At 49.6% G+C, this 17,802-nt stretch carries 8 protein-coding genes; 6 read left to right on the top strand and 2 right to left on the bottom strand.

Translation table 11 applies throughout. The annotated features are described in order from the left end of the window. Positions 1 to 5: 5 nt before the first annotated feature. From D3H65_RS05745 to D3H65_RS05735, 3 genes are all read left to right on the top strand, one after another. Positions 6 to 854, top strand: a complete 849-nt coding sequence (locus D3H65_RS05745; protein ID WP_119049347.1) for a helix-turn-helix domain-containing protein — start codon at positions 6 to 8, stop codon at positions 852 to 854. A gap of 59 nt (positions 855 to 913) precedes the next feature. Then, positions 914 to 2,518 carry an alpha/beta hydrolase gene (locus tag D3H65_RS05740; protein WP_162915428.1) on the top strand — a complete coding sequence of 535 codons (1,605 nt, stop codon included), beginning with the start codon at positions 914 to 916 and terminating at the stop codon, positions 2,516 to 2,518. A 128-nt stretch (positions 2,519 to 2,646) separates the two neighbouring features. Continuing rightward, positions 2,647 to 5,328: a family 10 glycosylhydrolase gene (locus D3H65_RS05735; protein WP_119049345.1), complete on the top strand. Its 2,682-nt coding sequence runs from the start codon at positions 2,647 to 2,649 to the stop codon at positions 5,326 to 5,328. A gap of 119 nt (positions 5,329 to 5,447) precedes the next feature. On the opposite strand, the gene D3H65_RS05730 is transcribed toward D3H65_RS05735, so the two are convergent. Together D3H65_RS05730 and D3H65_RS05725 are read right to left on the bottom strand one after the other, a co-directional pair. Next, the gene (locus D3H65_RS05730) at positions 5,448 to 6,290 is read right to left on the bottom strand and encodes a T9SS type A sorting domain-containing protein (RefSeq protein WP_119049344.1); all 843 of its coding nucleotides are present in this window, start codon (positions 6,288 to 6,290) and stop codon (positions 5,448 to 5,450) included. 27 nt (positions 6,291 to 6,317) lie between these two features. Then, entirely contained in the window at positions 6,318 to 10,370 is a 4,053-nt protein-coding gene (locus D3H65_RS05725) for a beta strand repeat-containing protein (RefSeq protein WP_119049343.1), read from the bottom strand. Positions 10,371 to 10,586: 216 nt separating this feature from the next. Here D3H65_RS05725 and D3H65_RS05720 point away from each other — a divergent pair, with 216 nt between their 5' ends. The 3 genes from D3H65_RS05720 (at position 10,587) to D3H65_RS05710 (ending at position 17,777) form a co-directional block, all read left to right on the top strand. Continuing rightward, positions 10,587 to 11,054, top strand: a complete 468-nt coding sequence (locus D3H65_RS05720; RefSeq protein ID WP_119054405.1) for an acyl-CoA thioesterase — start codon at positions 10,587 to 10,589, stop codon at positions 11,052 to 11,054. Between the two features lie 120 nt (positions 11,055 to 11,174). Next, positions 11,175 to 13,601, top strand: coding sequence for a CshA/CshB family fibrillar adhesin-related protein (locus D3H65_RS05715; protein ID WP_119049342.1), 2,427 nt, complete (start codon positions 11,175 to 11,177; stop codon positions 13,599 to 13,601). 372 nt (positions 13,602 to 13,973) lie between these two features. After that, positions 13,974 to 17,777, top strand: a complete 3,804-nt coding sequence (locus tag D3H65_RS05710; protein ID WP_119049341.1) for an InlB B-repeat-containing protein — start codon at positions 13,974 to 13,976, stop codon at positions 17,775 to 17,777. The last annotated feature ends 25 nt before the right edge of the window (positions 17,778 to 17,802 follow it).

The following is a 17,802-nucleotide window of genomic DNA, read 5'->3' as shown; positions in this document are numbered from 1 at the left end:
AGGATATGGCCCATTTCTTTCACACCTACCTGCCCACCCATTCCCTGCTGCGAAAGCATATTTCCTATTTCTATATCGACAGGACAGATAATGAACATTATTATAACAAATACTCCTTCTTTCCGCATACTAAAACAACCCTGTCTTTTTATCGCCATGCTGTAGTTGAGCAATTGAACGGCGAAACACATATCACCTGTACGGAGGGAGCACCAACGGTTAAATTACTCACGCGGCAACATAGTACAAGAACGGTAGTACAGCAGGGAAAGGTGGAGAAACTTGGTATTGTATTCTTTCCGCTGGGATTGAACCATTTTATACAGCAATCCTATTCTGAACTGGCCCCCGCAGAATTGCAACCCTTTAATCCCAGGGAAAAGGCATTATGGGACGACATGGTGGCGCAATGCTTTTCCCTGGAAGATCTTACCGAAAGTATTCCATTACTGGAATCATTCTTCTTATCTGTTTACAGGAAGCATTCTTACGAGGCTTTGAATGGAGCTATACAAGACCTGAGTGATCCGGACCACCTGTTGAGCATAAAAGAAGTAGCCCTCAAGAACCGGTTTCACCCGCGGGCGCTTAACAGGCATTTCAGGAGCCACCTGTCTATTTCTCCTGAATTGTTTCGTATGATCGCGCGCTTCCGGTATGTGGTAGATCAGCGCGTGTTGCACGACAATAAAGATAGCTATACCCGGCTGGCCTATGAGGGCGGGTTCCTCGATCAATCCTATATGATCAAAACATTCCGCAAATTAACGGGACTTACCCCGGCAGCCTTTTTCAGAGAAGGGAAGCATATAGGGCAGGCTGACACCTGGTGGCAATTTCACCAGAAAGAATAATTGTCGCATGAGTACAATTCTGCCAGGCGCCAGATAATTAATTTTAGACCCAAAAGGCCATGAAGCGTCTGATTCTTCCTTTTCTTCTCCTGTTATTAATGAGTACCACTGCACAAACAGTGAATACACTGCTGGATTCAGCTTCCCTACTTCATTTTAAGAAGAAAGATTATACCGCTGCGGCAGCACTCTATAAAAAAGCATTTCAGCAACCCCTTCCCTACCCCTCCTATTTCACTTATTTGAACGGGGTGGCATGTTTTGCCTATAGCGGGGATCATGATCTTGCATTCAGGTATTTGGATATTTGCAAGAAGATGGGCTGGGTTGACATAACGGATATCAATACCGATACACTGATCGTGTCGTTGAAAGCCGATAAGCGATGGAAACCTTTCGAAACATCGCTCAATAATGAGAAGGACCTATTCCTGAAAAGTATTGACCCGGCATTGTATGGTGTGCAACAAAACGATCACCTCAAAAAAATTGCCACCTGGCAGGCCGACAAAAGTATTCCTGATGATTCGTTGTATACCTTGCTACAGCAATGGAGTGCTTATCCTGTTCCAGGTAAAAAAGGAAGGGTAGTGAAATATTATACCCGCATCAATGACACCTTGAACATTCCTTACTTCCTGTATATCCCAACAAACTACGATGCTCGTAAGCCCAATGCCCTGTTGGTATATATACCCGGCGGCTGGTGGGCCAGACCGAATCTGCCTAAGGATGAAAAGAAAGGCTACCAGTTTGAGAACCCTACTTATCCCTACCTGGAAGACGCTAATATGATTGAAATATTTCCTGTAGTGAACCGGTCGGTAGCCTTGTATACAGATGAAGGATATATTAACATTGAAAAGGCAGTGATACAAACCAAGAAAATATTCAATATTGATGACAACAAAGTGTTCCTGGCAGGTTTTTCCGATGGAGGTTCCAGTGCTTACAATATTGCAACGGGCAACCCAACACAGTTTGCCAAATTCTATGCGATCAACGGATGGCCCAATGGCCGGGGCTCTTTTATGAACTATACCAACAGACCTGTCTTTTCATTTTCAGCGGAACATGATTTCTACAACAACCTGTCGGTAAAGACCAGGGCTGCTTTTGCCGCTAAGCTAGGCGCCAACTGGCTATTCAGGACCGTCGCTGGTGAAGATCATTTTTATTACCCCTATGCTAAAAAGGTATTGCCATTGATCTTCCGGAATATGCAGACGGCCAGTCGACCGTTTCCCAATAACAAAATAACCTGGTTTACGGGCAGCAATTTCCTTTCCCGTTGCGACTGGCTACAGGTGCAGATAGATACTTTAAGAAAAACTTCAAAGGAACATTTTTCAGATACCTTACGGAGTTTTGATATGGACGGTACTAAAAAAGTAGCTATCGAATACGGAAATGATCTTTCGCAAACCACGGCTACTTTTTGCAGCAATACCTTTACGATCGACACCTATAAAACAGATAGTATTACCATTTACATTAGTTTGATGATGGTCGACCTATCGCAACCGGTGAAAGTGATCATCAATGGCAGGGAGGTATACCATCAGAAAACCAGTATCGACCGTGCTTTTATGGTGAAACAGTTTCTGCACTATTTTGACCGGACAATGCTATGGGTCAATAAGATCAGTCTTTCAGTGAATTAATGACATCATCAGTAAGCGCCTACACATGCGTGTTTTTGCCGGTTATTTTTCTATCCACACGGCGCTAAAGTCGCAAAATTTTGCAGGCCTTTCGCTAAATTAGAGCACAAACCTGCAAACTATACTGTATGAAGAGATCTTTACTTGCCGTATTACTTACTGCCTTTCACCTGCTGGCACTTGGCCAGCAACCACCCAAACGGGAAATGCGCGGGGCCTGGATTGCCACTTTCTCCAATATCGACTGGCCCAACCGCACACAAACGCCCGCCCAGCAGCGGGCCGCTTTTCTTACCATTCTTGAACACCACAAAGCTACCGGACTCAATACGCTGTACATCCAGGTGCGCAGTCAATGTGATGCGATGTATCCCAGCAGCATTGAACCCTGGTCGGCCGACCTCACTGGCACACAGGGAAAAGCGCCCAGTCCCGACTGGGACCCCATGCAATTTATGATTGACGAATGTCATAAGCGGGGAATTGAATTTCATGCCTGGATCAATCCTTACCGGGCAGTATCCAATACAGCCAACCTTCCCGGCTTTGCGGCCAACCATGTGGCCAGGCTGCATCCGGACTGGCTGTTGAGCCAGGGCACGCTGCGGGTATTGGACCCGGGCCTTGCAGTAGTGCGGGATTACATCACCAGTGTGATCACCGATATTGTACAACGGTATGCAGTAGATGGCATACACTTCGATGATTATTTCTACCCGCCGGCTGCGCCAGCAGGTACTACGCCTTATAATGATGATTCTTCCTTCACACTCGATCCACGGGGATTCACCGTACGGGCCGACTGGCGCCGTGACAATGTGAGCCTGCTGATCAAAAGACTCAATGATACCATCCAGGCTTTGAAGCCCTGGGTAAAGTTTGGCGTATCGCCATCAGGCATTTACCGCAACAGCACCAATCCCGCCATTGGTACACCTACGAGTGGATTGGAACATTATACCACGCTTTTTGCAGACACGAAAAAATGGCTGCAGGAAGGATGGGTAGACTATATCGCACCGCAGGTGTATTGGTACATCGGGCAACCGGGCGCCAATTATGCAGCCATTGTACCCTGGTGGAATAACCAGGCAAATGGAAGGCATATCTATATCGGTATGGCGGGCTATAAGGTGAATGACCCGGCGCAGGGTGTCAACTGGGCCAATCCTTCGATGATCCCCAACGAAATGCGTATGAACAGGGACCCGCTGTATCCCAATATTAAGGGAGAGGCCATTTACAACACAAGTAGTATGCGCAGTACCACGAAGCTGGGCTTCCGCGATTCCCTGCGGCTTTTCTTTTACCAGAAGCCTGCCTTGCTGCCCCGGATGCCCTGGCGCGATAGTGTAGCTCCGGCAGCGCCTGCAACCTTAACAGTAGTGAAATACCCGGGCGATTCGATTGCCCTGAACTGGGTAAAACCGGTTGCCACGGATGAACTGGACAAGGCCATCCGTTTTGTGATCTACCGCTCGGAAGACAGCACCATCGATATCAGCAATGCCAATAATATATTGGCCATTACGAATACTGACACGTCGGCCTATGCCGATAAAACGGGTATACCCGGCACTACCTATTACTATACGGTAACGGCGCTGGATCACTTCCACAATGAAAGTGAGGTATCCAACAGGGCGTCCAACCTGCCACCGGCCATTGTATGTCCGCCTGACCAAACGCTGTACTTAGATGCTTCCTGCGCACTGGTATTACCTGATTATACCACCCAGGCATTGGTAAACGGGCAGACAGCAGCACCGGGTATCGTAGTAACACAAACTCCCGCAGCCGGCACGCTTATCAATGGCAGCCAGGACATCATAGTTACTTTATCGGCAACAGATGCAGGCGGCAATACCGGCGTCTGCCAGTTTACAGCTACGGTGAAGGATAACCTGGCTCCTGTGATCACGGCGCTTGATCCTGCGCTTACAAATGGCAGTATCCAGGTATTTAACACCGACTCAGCAGCCTGCCAGTTTACTGCGGGCACACAGTTGGACATCAGCGCTACTGATGGATGCGACACCTCACTTACCTATAGTTATGTACTCACTTACAAGGGCGTTGCAGCTGCACCTGTAGCGGCCAGCAGCCTGCAGGGTACTGTATTCCTGCCCGGCGCTACGCTGGTAAGCTGGACAGTTACGGACGATGCCGGCAACACATCAACCTTTAGTTATACGGTACAGGTGGCAGACAAGGAAAGTCCGCTGATCACGAATGCGGCGGTAAACCCTTCAGAAATATGGCCACCTAACTTCCAAATGAAAGACGTGACGGTTGACTATGTGGCTACAGATAATTGCGGACCTGTCAGCACTTCACTTGCTGTCACGAGCAATGAACCGGTAACGGGTGGATTGTATGGCAACCTGGCCCCCGACTGGGTGATCGTGGACCAACACCATGTGAAGCTGCGGGCTGAACGTGGCTTATTGGGCAATGGCCGTATCTACACCATCACGATCACGGCTACGGATACAGCGGGCAACAGCAGCACGCAAAATATGCAGGTAACGGTACCAAGGGTACCCAATGATCCGTTCCCCGATGGCATCCTGACGGTGAAGGCCTTTCCGAATCCTTCTCCGGGTCAGTTCTATGTGATCACCCTGAGCACATCGCAGAAACCGTTAAACATCGTGGTGACGGATAATACAGGCAGGACCATAGAAACAAGAAGCGGACTGGCAGCGAATGGCCTGTTTACACTTGGTTCGAATTACAGGGCAGGCACTTATTACCTGCAGGTGAAACAGGGTAATAATGCACAAACAGTGAAGCTGATCAAGTTGTAATAACAAGCTGCGGGCTTTGAGCTATGCGCAAAATACAAAAGACCGTCTCAACAATAATGAGGCGGTCTTTTTCTTACAGCGTGCAATGTTAGAATACTATATTTTGATGAGTGCTATTATTATTGCACCGTTACGGTTTTTGAAAAGCTGAGGTTGGCTCCCCTGATGGCTATATGATAGATCCCTGGTGCTACAGTTCCCATTTGGATAGTTTGGGTGGATGACCTGCCCGGATGTTTGATGGACTGACTAAACACGCGGCTACCGATACTGTTGTATACTTCCAGGCGATAATCGTCCTGCGGCACATGGGAGAATTGCAGGACAAAAGAGGAATTGATCACGGGATTGGGATAGATAGCGATCACCTGTCCGCCGTTGTGCAGGGTTAAGCGGAGTATCTGTGAATATTCGGCAGCACCATCGAGGTCTTCCACACGCAGCCGGTAATAATTACTCCCGTTATTGGGCGACTGATCCACCAATGAATAAGCAATGGCGCCGGCAGCATTGCGGGCAGCCACCTCTCCTATCTTTGTAAAGTTCCTGCCATCAACACTTCTTTCTACCTCGTAGCGCCTGAGCTGTGATTCAGCAGTTGCTTTCCAATTCAGCACAATGGTATTGTTCTTTTCCTGGGCTGTAAAGCTGATCAGCTTCATGGGGAGAGCTACATTCAGCAGGGTGATGGTGGCATCATTGGCTGTGGCTGTGCCGGGATAGTTGGTCAGGAAGGTGGCAAAGCCAGCCCCACTCAGGGATCCCTGGTTACTGATCTGCAGGGTACCGGGCGGCAATGGATTATTGATGTTTACATCGTATACGATGACCACACTGTCGCCGGCCTGGATAGTACCCAGCGATAAAGGATTCATTTGTGCAACAAGGGCCTGACTACCTAGCATGGCTGCCAGCAGACCGGTCATTTTAGTTATACGTGGTAAGAATATATTGTTGTTCATTTTTCCCGTGTTTTTAAGGTTTGAAGATCAGAAACAGGCAGCAGCTCCTGTGAGATAGGCTGTGGGTGTGGTAGCTGATGCCACTGCACCTGCATTGGTAGTATTCAGGAACGTAACCACGGCTGCGGCTGTACCGGTTGCCAGGTTCCTTATCCTGAATTTGTCACTGCCCCCTGTAGGAAACATGCGCACGCGAATATTGCCTGAGGTAATATCATCCCAGGCGCCACTGATGCTATTGTTTTGTATTTCTGCGCAAAGCGTGCCCGCGTCCGCTGCATCGGTACCCGATTGCATGAAGATAGCATGACCGACCCTGTTACCTGGTACAGCGGAAGGGTTGGGATTTTGGAAGGTATTGTTGAGCACGGCTACATTGAGATTGTCGTTGAGCTGCAACAACACTTCCATTCCTCTTTGAGAAACGCGCTGGATGGTATTATTACTCACGGTTATATTCATTCCTCCGCTCAATCCTTCGTTGGTAATGCTTAGCCCGTTTATACCAGCAGCATTGGTACCGGAATTAGCAACAGCAGCATTACCAATAGTATTGAACCCGAATGTGCCACCTACAAAGCCGGTAGCATTGGTGCCTTTGCGGAAGGTGACAGGCGTAAAACCGGAAGTCACCACCGCAGAAACGGTGATCCCATTATTGCCGATGCCGTAATTCAATGCCCCTGCATTGTCGCTCAGCATCTGGATGGCCCCTGAATTATCGGTGAAGGTATTTCCTTCGGCGGGGATATTGGCAAGTCCGTTACTGCCCAGGGTAATAGTGACATTACCATTGTTAATAACCTGGCCCGTGAAGGCGGTCCCAAAATTGTTCTTAAAGAGGGAGGACTTAATGGAAGCCACAATGACGGCAGAGGTATGCCCTACCAGCAGCATGCCCTGGCCCCCCGTGGAAACATAGCTAAGGTGGTCGAACGTACAGCCCGTCATGCTGAGGTTGAGGTTACCGGTGCTGTTCTGTACTTCAAACTGGCGGTGGAAATTGCCGGTAAAAGAAGAGTTGGTTACTGTGCAGGTGCCCGACAGATTCACCAGTTGTACCCCGTCTTCCAGAACTTCATCGCCTGTATTTTGCACGGAACAATTAGTCAGCACCAAATTGGAAACACCTTTACCATTCAGACCCATCTGTGCACCGCCGGTGATGGTTACATTGGAGGCAGAGAAGCCGCTTACCGTTTGGAGATCAATGCCTGCGGCGACATTGGTGTTGGTACCATTTAAGGCATCTCCTGCGGTAGCTGCCGCATCGATGTTGGCGGTTCCATTGCCGGTGAAGGTCATATAGGAGAGAGATATATTGGAAGCCAAAATAAAGCGTGCACCCCGTTGTGTACAATTCTGGATAGTACCACCGGTGCCCGCCGTTCCCGTACCGGTCACCACCAGGCCTCCGGCACCTGTATTATTGAGCAGGATGCCATTGATGGCCCCATTGGATGCAATGCTTTGAAAGTTTAAATTGCCTGCACCAATGGTTGTATTGACCACGGAGAGGGCGCCGCCATTACCATTGGAAATGGTATTGCCGGTTCCCGTAACAGTAACCGTGCCACCTCCGCTTACGTTCATGGCCATAGCGGTAGTGGAAGTAAGCGCCAGGCCACCTGTAATATTAACGACAGCGCCTGTATTGGTTTGGATGGTAAGCGGTGTTGAGGCCCCGGTATTCAGCACTTTGGAGCTGCCGCTGAGGGTAATGGAACCTCCGGTATTATTCTGAACAAGGATACCCGTTGAGGTACTGGTAGAAGAAAGATTACCACTGATGGTAATACTGCCACCGGTACGGGACTGGAGATCCAGCAGCCGCCCGGCATTGTTCTTGGAAATAGTACCTGCATGTGCAATGGTACCATTGCCCCCAGCTACCTGGAAAGCAGTACCACCAGGGTTGGTAATGGGCAAATTGGTGAAGGTGAAATTGCCGGCTGATCCGGAGATAAGCAAGCCCGTTCCCGTGTTGCCCGAAATACTTCCGGCATTAACTGTAAGGGCGCCGCTGATATTGGTGAATGACAGAGGCACTGTTCCACTGGTGGTGGTAATATTGGTAAAGGTACCATTGATGGTGCCTCCGTTTACGGTGATGGCATTGCCGGTACCATTTTTTGCCACCTCTGCTACGGTGAGGGTGCCAAAACCTGTTCCGCTGATGCCACTACCGGTGTTATTACCAATGGTGAATCCACGGATGGTATTAGAGGCTGCAGCAATAAGGTTGATGGGATTGGTGGCAGCAGTGGTGGCTACCAGGGTCACCAGGGTAGCGTTGCCATTATCAGTTACCGGTAAAGCGGCTGAATAAGAAGGTACCGAAAGGCCTGTAATAGTGGCCAGGGTAGCAGCAGCATCTTGCCCGATGAGTTTTTGCCCGTTGAGCAAGGTAACAGAACCATCATAGCTGGTGCCACTTTCATACAGGAAAATATTGTCATTGGCGGCAGGATTGTTACCGGTCCCATTGTTTACTGCCTGAAAATTGTTGAGCGAATTAAAAGGTGAGCTCAGCTTTCCACTGCCATTAGTACCTACATTATTGTTTACAAACCAGATCATGCCACTGATATTGAGTGTAACGGTAGCAGTGGCAGGTGCTGCAAATGCATTGTCAATGCTATAGGTAAATTGATCACTGCCTTCATAACCGGCAGGAGGATCGTACGTGAAACTTCCATTTGCGTTCACGGTAAGTGTACCGCCCTGTGCTGTAGTAATGGGGCCGCCTATATTGGCAGCACTACCGTTTACAGAGAGCAATGCTTTATTATCACCCGGGTCGTTGGACAGGATGCCGGCGCCAGCCGCCAGGGTGATGCTCACATTGCCAATCACTGAATAACTGTCATTGACCGCATTGACCGCGGACCCCACGGTGATGGAAACGATGGCGTCATTGTCGGGCTGGGTACCGGAGCTGGCTATATAGGCAAACCGGTCTACACCCGTAAAGCCGGCAGCAGGTGTATAGGTAAAAGTGCCATTGACATTCATCAACACGGTGCCCCCTCCCTCCGTAGGGGTGGTATTGGAACCATTGGCCAGGGTGACCGGATTGCCGATGGCGCCAAAAGATACCACGGTCACTGCAGGCACACCAAAATCATTGGCCAGTACAGTACTGCCATTAAGGATCGTATTCGCAGGGGTAGTATATTGGTCGTCCCGGGCCAGTGCGGAGGTTTTGATGGTTCCGGTGAGCGTTGTATTGGTGGGTATGGTATTGGAATAGTTTACACCCGCAACAGCGCCGCTGCCGGAATTTTTAATGGTGGCGGTGTAGGTGAGTTTATCTCCTGCATTCGCTTGTCCATCGCTGGTGACATCACCAGTCAGGGCAACGTTCAGATCGGCCGACATCACCGGCGTTGCGCTGCCAGCGAATACAGCCACATCATCCAACCCAATGCCCTGGGAGGTAGTGGTGCCGGTAGTGGTAAATACCCAGCGAAAATAGATATCTGCATTGTTGGCGATGGAAAGACCTGTGATCACTACGGTTTTCGTCACAGCCTGGGGATTGCTAAAGGTATAACTGCTGCCACCGGGCAGGAACACACCGGCAGAAATATCACCTGCATTCTGTGCGGTCCAGGTACTGCCATTGATAGAAGAAAAGAAAGCCAGGCTGCAAGCGCCGGTATTTACCCGGTAGCGCTCTACAGAATAACTGATGGTAACTGTTGTTACTGTAGTCCCGGTCGTATTACGGTAGTAAGCCATGATGGCATTGGGAGCAGCATAGGAAGCACTGGTCATAAATCCGATGCTTCTGTCGGCGCCTGCTGCGGTGCCCCAGTTATAAGCGCCGCCGGCAACAGGTGTGCCGCCGGAGGCTCCCTGGGTAGTAGCCACTGTATTGATACCGGCCCAGGTAGCGGCAGCACCATTGCCCGCACCTGAGAACTTCCAGTCGGCCGGCAAGGCGGCTGTGCCGGAGGCTCCGATACCATTAAAGTTTTGTGTGATGATCGTGTTGGCAGGGAGGAGGGTCTGGCTTTTTGCTTGTATGCATAGGCATACTAAAAGTACCAGCAGCGGGTGGAACTTTTCTTTCATATCGGGCAGTTGTTTTAGGCGGTCCCGAAAATAGAGTAATTTCCAGGTAGATATTCCTGCTGCAGGAATATTAAAGACGAACGACTGAAAAATCAGATATACGACCTGAGATACTTGTACAAACCCGACATTACAAGGCCGTCATTGATCCTGATAGGACCGTATATGGGCATCAGGCCCTTTTTTTATACCTTACGCCTTCAAACAGGAGCATACATGACAGATCCCATTGTTAAGTTTCGTTTTTTGAGTCAGCCTTCGGATGTAAATTTTGGCGGCAAGGTGCATGGCGGCGCAGTGATGAAATGGATAGACCAAACGGCCTATACCTGTGCCGTAAACTGGAGCAGCCAGTATTGTGTAACCGTATATGTGGGTGGCATCCGGTTCATCAATCCGATCCATATTGGGGATATTGTAGAAGTGCAGGCACGGATCATTTATACAGGCAGGAGCAGTATGCATATTGCAGTGGATATTAAAGCGATCAACCCCATGACGAAGGTAGAAACAAAGACCACGCATTGTGTGATCGTGTTTGCGGCGGTGGATGCCGACGGTAAGACGGTGCCTGTACCGGCCTGGGTGCCGCAAACAGAGGAGGAGCAAAAGCTGCAGGCTTATGCGCTTAAATTATCAGAGTTGCGGAAGGAGATCAACGAAGCTACCTCGTCGTGGTTTTAATTTGTATATATCAATAATATATATAACAATTATATGTATCAGTGATCTTGCAGGATATTCCATTATTTTTTCTATTTTGGAAGCTTCGTGCCCACCCCTTTAAAATCCGGCACCCAATGCATGATGAGGTTCTTCGTTTTAGCCATGGTGTTGTCCTATTCTACTTTCAGTTCTTTAGCCCAATATGCCGACCAGGGTACCGGCAATCTTCGTAACGAGATATGGTGGTTTAACTGGGCTGGCTTTACGATTTCAGATGGAGCCACCCGAACTTTTACTACAACAGATGGATTATCGATCACTGTCCGCTTTTCACAAGTTTCACCTGCAGTACCTGTTCCCTGGGTCATGAATACCTGGCGGGGAGCCATCTTCCATTTATTGTACAATTTTAGCGATCCATCTATACAACCTGCTTTATACAGTAGTCTTATTGCAGCTGATTGCCGCTTTACGATGCGGGTAACGGCCTCCCGGGCAGGCGCTCCTGTGGCCTTTACCTTTGTGACGGCTGATGCGGAGGCAAGCACCCCTTTTGAGGTTACTAAGCTCACTACAAACGGAAGCAACTGGCAGACGATCGATTTCTTCCGCAACTCAACGCAAACAACGAACCCGGTAACGGGATGTAATACACAGGCGGTGTCCCTTGCTGAGACGTATGGAGGGGCTTCATTGCTGGGGCAAAACCCCATGCTGGCAACTGAAGCAAATACCGGAGACCTGACCCTGGGTGTAGCGTTTGAGCGAAACGGGACCAACGGAAGTATGGGGATCACCTTTGGGCTGATGGCGCCGGTAGACCGCGGCGACCTGCCCGCCTCCTATGGAAGTGCACACCACCGTATATCATACAGTGTGAACAATAGCTGTAATTACCTGGCGCCGCTCCCATCGGTCAGCAGGTTTGATGGTTTATATATTGGCAGCACTCCACCTGATGCCGATGGCAGCGAAACACTGGATGACAATGCTTCGGGCGTGGATGAAGAAAGCAGCTCCATGTTCCCCATCTATGACGGATCGGGCACGTATCAGGTACAGGTGCCGGTACACAATACAACAGGGCAAAACGCTTACCTAACAGGTTGGTTTGACTATGACAGGAATGGTGTATTTGGTACGGGAGAGGCCGTTACGCTGACTGTTTTGCCCAATGCTATTGCAGCTACGCTCACCTGGACAGGACTGCCTGCTTATTTATCTCCCGGTACGGCGGCAGGTTATGGCTTCCGCTTGCGGTTGGGTTCCGATGCCGGCCTGGCCTCGCAGGCTACTGGATTTGCCCGTGATGGAGAAGTGGAAGATCACTTTATTGCTTCGGCAGCCTGGTGCACGATGGATGTAAACACCATTGGAGATACTACCGTTTGTGCAGGAGAGCCTGTGTCTTTACAGGCTACAGGCGCCATCCAATATCAATGGAATACTACTGTATACCTGAGCGACCCGCAAATTGCAAACCCTATTGCTACACCGGCAAACGCCATCAGGTATATTGTGACGGGCTCGAATCCGCAGGGATGTGAGGCGAAAGACACGGTTGACATAATGACGAAGGCAAAGCCAGTGATCACGATGAGTGCAGCTGCTGTGATCTGCCCGGGGGCCACTACCCAGCTGTCGGCCTTTGCTCCCGGGGCAGCCTCTTACAACTGGCGGCCACAACAGGGGCTTAGTGATGCCGCCATCAGTAACCCGGTGGCCGGTCCGGCTGTAAACACAAAGTACCTGGTGGAGGTTAAAGGAACGAATGGCTGCCATAGCAAAGATTCTGTTACCATCAATGTGCGTTCAATATCCTCTTTTGCAGCATCCGCCAACAAAGGCACTATCTGTGCAGGTGATACGATAATATTACAAGCCTCGGGTGGAGATGAATATACATGGTCATCGGGTACCAGTAACCTGGCCACTAATGTGAATTCACTCTTGGTGCATCCGGCCACTTCTACGAATTATGGAGTGACGATCAAAGAAAATACCTGTCAGGGTACGGCAATTCTGAATATTCCGGTAACGGTGAACCCATTGCCACGCATTACAGTAACAAGTTCAAACGACGTGGGCTGCGCCAATAGCCAGGCGATCTTACATGTGCGGGGCGCCAGTACCTATGTGTGGGATGCCATTCCAGGCATCACCCAGCTTACAGCAGCAGATCCAGTAGTTACTCCATTGGTGCCTACCACTTATTATGTGCAGGCAACAGACCAGCATGGCTGTATAAGAAAAGATTCGGTATTTGTGGCGGTCAATTTCCAGCCCGACAAGCAGCAATATAATATGGCATCAGCTTTTACTCCCAATAATGATGGCAACAATGATTGTTTTGGCTTAAAATACTGGGGCCGTGTAACTTCCTTACAATTTGAAGTTTTTAACCGCTGGGGAGAGCGGGTATTCTCAGCCACCAATGCCTCCTCCTGCTGGAACGGCTATTATAAAGGGACATTGCAACCGAATGGCGGTTATGTGTACCAGGTGAAAGCAGTTACCACCTGCGGTACGGTGTACCGCAAAGGGGTGGTCATGTTGCTGAGATAATATACCACTATTGTGGTATTGGCATTGATCTGACATATTACTATCTTTATTGAGAACAAGTTCATCCATCAATTCAGAACCCTTTCTTTTTGCCCGGAAATGTGGCCTCACGAGCACATTCTCTTACATTCAAGGCCTCAGATCAGTAGTCTTTCCTTTTTAGCCGTACTATTTCATCGTACCGTATTGATTGTCTGCAATTCCGCACCTCCGAAATTGAGTTTCCGGTTAAGGCCAACCAAACGTCCCTGTCATTGCAAACTATGACGACCCGGGCATTTTGCCGGGGAATACAATCTATATACCTGGTTGTACAAACCGGGTATTCCGGCTACCTGTGAGATCAGGTACCGGTTATTCAAAAGCTAAACTATGAAGAAAGCAACATCATTGCATGCAGGCTTACCCCGGAGCATTTCTCCTATTTACAAGGTAACCCTACTCTGTATTATTGTGCTGGTAACCTGTGTAATATTTGCGGGCCCTCCCCCACCGATCACCATCCGGATCATGAAAATGGGTACGGGCTCAGGAGTGGTCACTACTTCAACAGGCCTCAATTGCGGGGGCAGTTGTGACGGGACCTTTGAATCGACAAACCCGATAACACTTACCGCAACAAATGATCCGGGTTCTGTATTCGTAAGATGGGAAGGAGATGTTACAGGCTCCACGAATCCCACTACGGTAACGCTGGGCGCGAACGCTTCTGTGCGGGCCGTTTTTGATCTTTCTACGCCGATCCCGTTGATCTCAGATTTCACGCCCACGGGGATTCAAAATTACCTCAATGCTAACCTGCATGTCAATACGCCCGCCCTTTTCTTAAAAGCCCTGCCGGATGAATTTAAGCAGAACTGGATCTTAATGACACGTTCGGAGAGCCTTCAAACAGGCACAGCTGAATTTCCGCGCCTGCTGTTGCCGAGTGCAGATGCGCGGTATGTATTTTCTATCGGCCAGGTGGTGCATGAATCTTATCCTGGTTCCGATCCGAAAGCGATTGAATATATGCAGTGGGACGAAGGGCAAAAGAACTTTCGCTTCCATGAGATCATACTGGCCCATATCGATCAGCGGGGCGTGGTGCCGCCCAGAGAGCGGATGGTATCACCAGATGACAGTAAATGTGGCAAATGCCACTCTACCAATAATATTATCAACCTGTCTACATTCCCGGGCACTACAGGCATTGTTCCGGGTACGGTGAAGTTCAAGAACAAACCGAACTGGGATCCCAATGATAGCTGGGGCGGCATGTTGGCTTTTAACCGCGACCGTATTTATAATGGATCAGTAGAAGCAGCAGCTTTCCGCAAAATATTTAACCTGTGGAACTGGCGCACCAATGATTCAGTACGAGGTCTTATTGAGCAATTACAACTGCAGCCGCCCGGTGTGCCTGCTTCTGATGCCATCACCCGTACAGTAGGCGGCATCAATGATGGCCATATCAATTTTGCCTTCGATATTGTTCCCCCTGTATTTACAGAACCTGCTCCTGTGGGCGATGGTACGAGCACTACTTCCAACTATAATTTCGACAATGCGCCTGGCGCCGGCGCAGCCACAGCTCTGATCAATGGCGGGGCTTACGTTACGCTTCGTCATTCCGGCGATGTAGTAACGACTGGACTGGCTGTAGAGGGAAGAGGCATTCAGTTTTTTGATCTGCTGGGTGGTCTTGACGGCACGCTCAATCAAAAACGCATATCGGATGAATTGATCAATCACCGGTTTGCCACAAGTAATTTCCCCATCGATGTACGACCCATAGCGCTGGCAATCGCCAAAGGCTTTATTCACCTGGATGCGACGCATTCGACTATTGTGAGTACTGTACCCCTCTCTATAGATCTTAGTTTCTTTAATGACCGGAATGCAAACACGATCAATGAAATTTATAATAATACAAAGGCAAGAACAGAAAGCCCACCACGCCGGCGGGCGGATATCCAGAAAATAAACCTGGATCGTACGGGTGATCTGTACCTCAGTGTGCTCGAGACGGTGCCAACAGGTGGACTGATACAACAGTATGGCAGCAATACAACCGCAGGCACTGCTGTCACCATGAGCAGAATAAGACAGGATGTATTCCGGAGGCCTATTGACCTGGGAACGGCGGATGTAACGGACATGGGCGGTAAATATGTTGACCAGGAGAACTATGCTGCGAGCCTCGACAAACTGACCTTGTTCCGCTATTTCCTGCAACCGCTGGGTGTGTCGGTAGATAAATGGTCGATGGGCGTGCGCGGCCGTTCAAGGACCTATACGTTTGCCAATGGATTTAATACCTATATCAATGTGTTCGATATGGAGTTGAGACCCAGTCTTGACAACCCGGCAGATCCACGGTACCGGCCGGTTGCAGGGTTAACGAACGCCAACGATGAAACCCAGCTGATAGGGGCTGTGAACAGCACGCTGGCCGCTTTGCCAATGGCAACACAGGTGCCTACTTTTACAGACGTACAAAGGATCTTTAATAAAGCCTGTATTGAGTGCCATGGCGGACTGGACTACCCTCCTTATAGCAATTACGGGACGGCTGTAAATTTTACAGAGAATGAAAATCCCATGGGAACAGGAACTCCCGGCGCAAGTCCCCGCCTGGCTAATTCCCATCTTATTGCCTCCTCTTTTGGAGCCAGTCTGCTAACGCCCCTCTACCAGCGTATTACACGCACGAGTGAAGAATGTCCCTCAGGCATGATGCCCTGTGGAGGACCTTCATTGGCCAAAACAGATATTGAAACGATCCGCCGGTGGATAGAGGGCTCAAAACCATATACCAACGGAGACCCGCATATCAAGACTGTTGACGGAGTGAGTTATGATTTCCAGGCTGCGGGAGAATATATACTATTAAGCGGCGAGAACCTGCAAGTGCAAGCGCGGCATACACCTGTAGAAACAAATGGCCCTTTGGGGCCTAATGACCATACAGGGCTGACCAGTTGCGTAAGCCTGAATACAGCTATTGCTATTAAAGCGGGCAGCCATCGCATCACCTATCAGCCCAATATCAAAGAGGAACCTGACCCTTCGGGTATGCAATTGCGGGTAGACGGTAAACTGGTGTCCATCACGCGAACCGGTATTTCCCTGGGAATTGACGGGCGCATTATGCCTACCAGCGCTCCAGGCGGCATACAGGTAGAAGCCACAGGAGGTACCGTACTGGTCATTACGCCAGGCTGGTGGGATCATTATAAGGTATGGTACCTGAACCTTGATACCAGGAAGATAAGGGCCACCATGGGATTGATGGGGGCTATTGCACCCGGCAGTTGGCTGCCAGCTCTTCCCGATGGCAATTCGATGGGACCAATGCCGCGTGACCTGACCCAGCGATACAACGATCTGTATTTCAAATTTGGCAATGCCTGGCGGGTAACGGATTCTACCAGCCTGTTTGATTATGCACCCGGCACATCTACCAAATCGTTTGGTGTAGAAGGATGGCCCGGCGGCAATAACGCACAATCCTGTAAAGTGCCGGGGCAGACAGGCGATATAAAGCCACGTGCTCCTTTTACACGGCAGGTGGCAGAACAACTGGCTGCCGGCATTACCGCGGCTGACCACCGAGAGGATGCCATCAAAGACCTGATGGCAACAGGAGACTCCACTTTTGCCAGAACCTATTTACTGGCAGATAAGATCAACCGCAACAATGCGCCGGATGCGCCTACGCTTATTTACCCGGCAGACTTCGATAGTGTAAGCACCACACCGGTAGGTTTCAAATGGAATAAAACAACAGATAAAGATGGGGATGCGCTTAGCTATAGCCTGTATGTGTGGCCGGTGAATGAACTGCCTGATCTCAACAAAGCGCAGGCTCTCCCCTCCTCTTCCACCGCCGGCTTAGTGGGTGGAAGCCTTTTATATTGGCTGGCTGGTCTCATCCTGCTGGTATTCCTGCTCTTATATTTTACGCTGATGAAAAAGAGACGGGGTCTGCTGGCATTATTGACATTGCTCCTGCTGGCCGTATTGATCGTTGCCTGGTGGCTGAGGAGCCATGGAGACCAGGCAGGTCAGGCAGAGTTGACAAAAGAAGTGAAGGAAGTTCAACAGGGCAAGGCCTATTTCTGGAAGGTGATGGTGGAAGATGGCCAGGGCGGGGTAACCGAGAGTGAAACAAGGCGTGTTTATATCAGGTAGTTTATTCGCAACCAACTATATTATC

Origin of the sequence: Paraflavitalea soli, assembly GCF_003555545.1 — a bacterium.
Classification (GTDB): Bacteria; Bacteroidota; Bacteroidia; order Chitinophagales; family Chitinophagaceae; genus Paraflavitalea; species Paraflavitalea soli.
The sequence above is the reverse complement of the archived record's forward strand: the minus strand, read 5'-3'. Positions and strand labels throughout refer to the sequence as shown.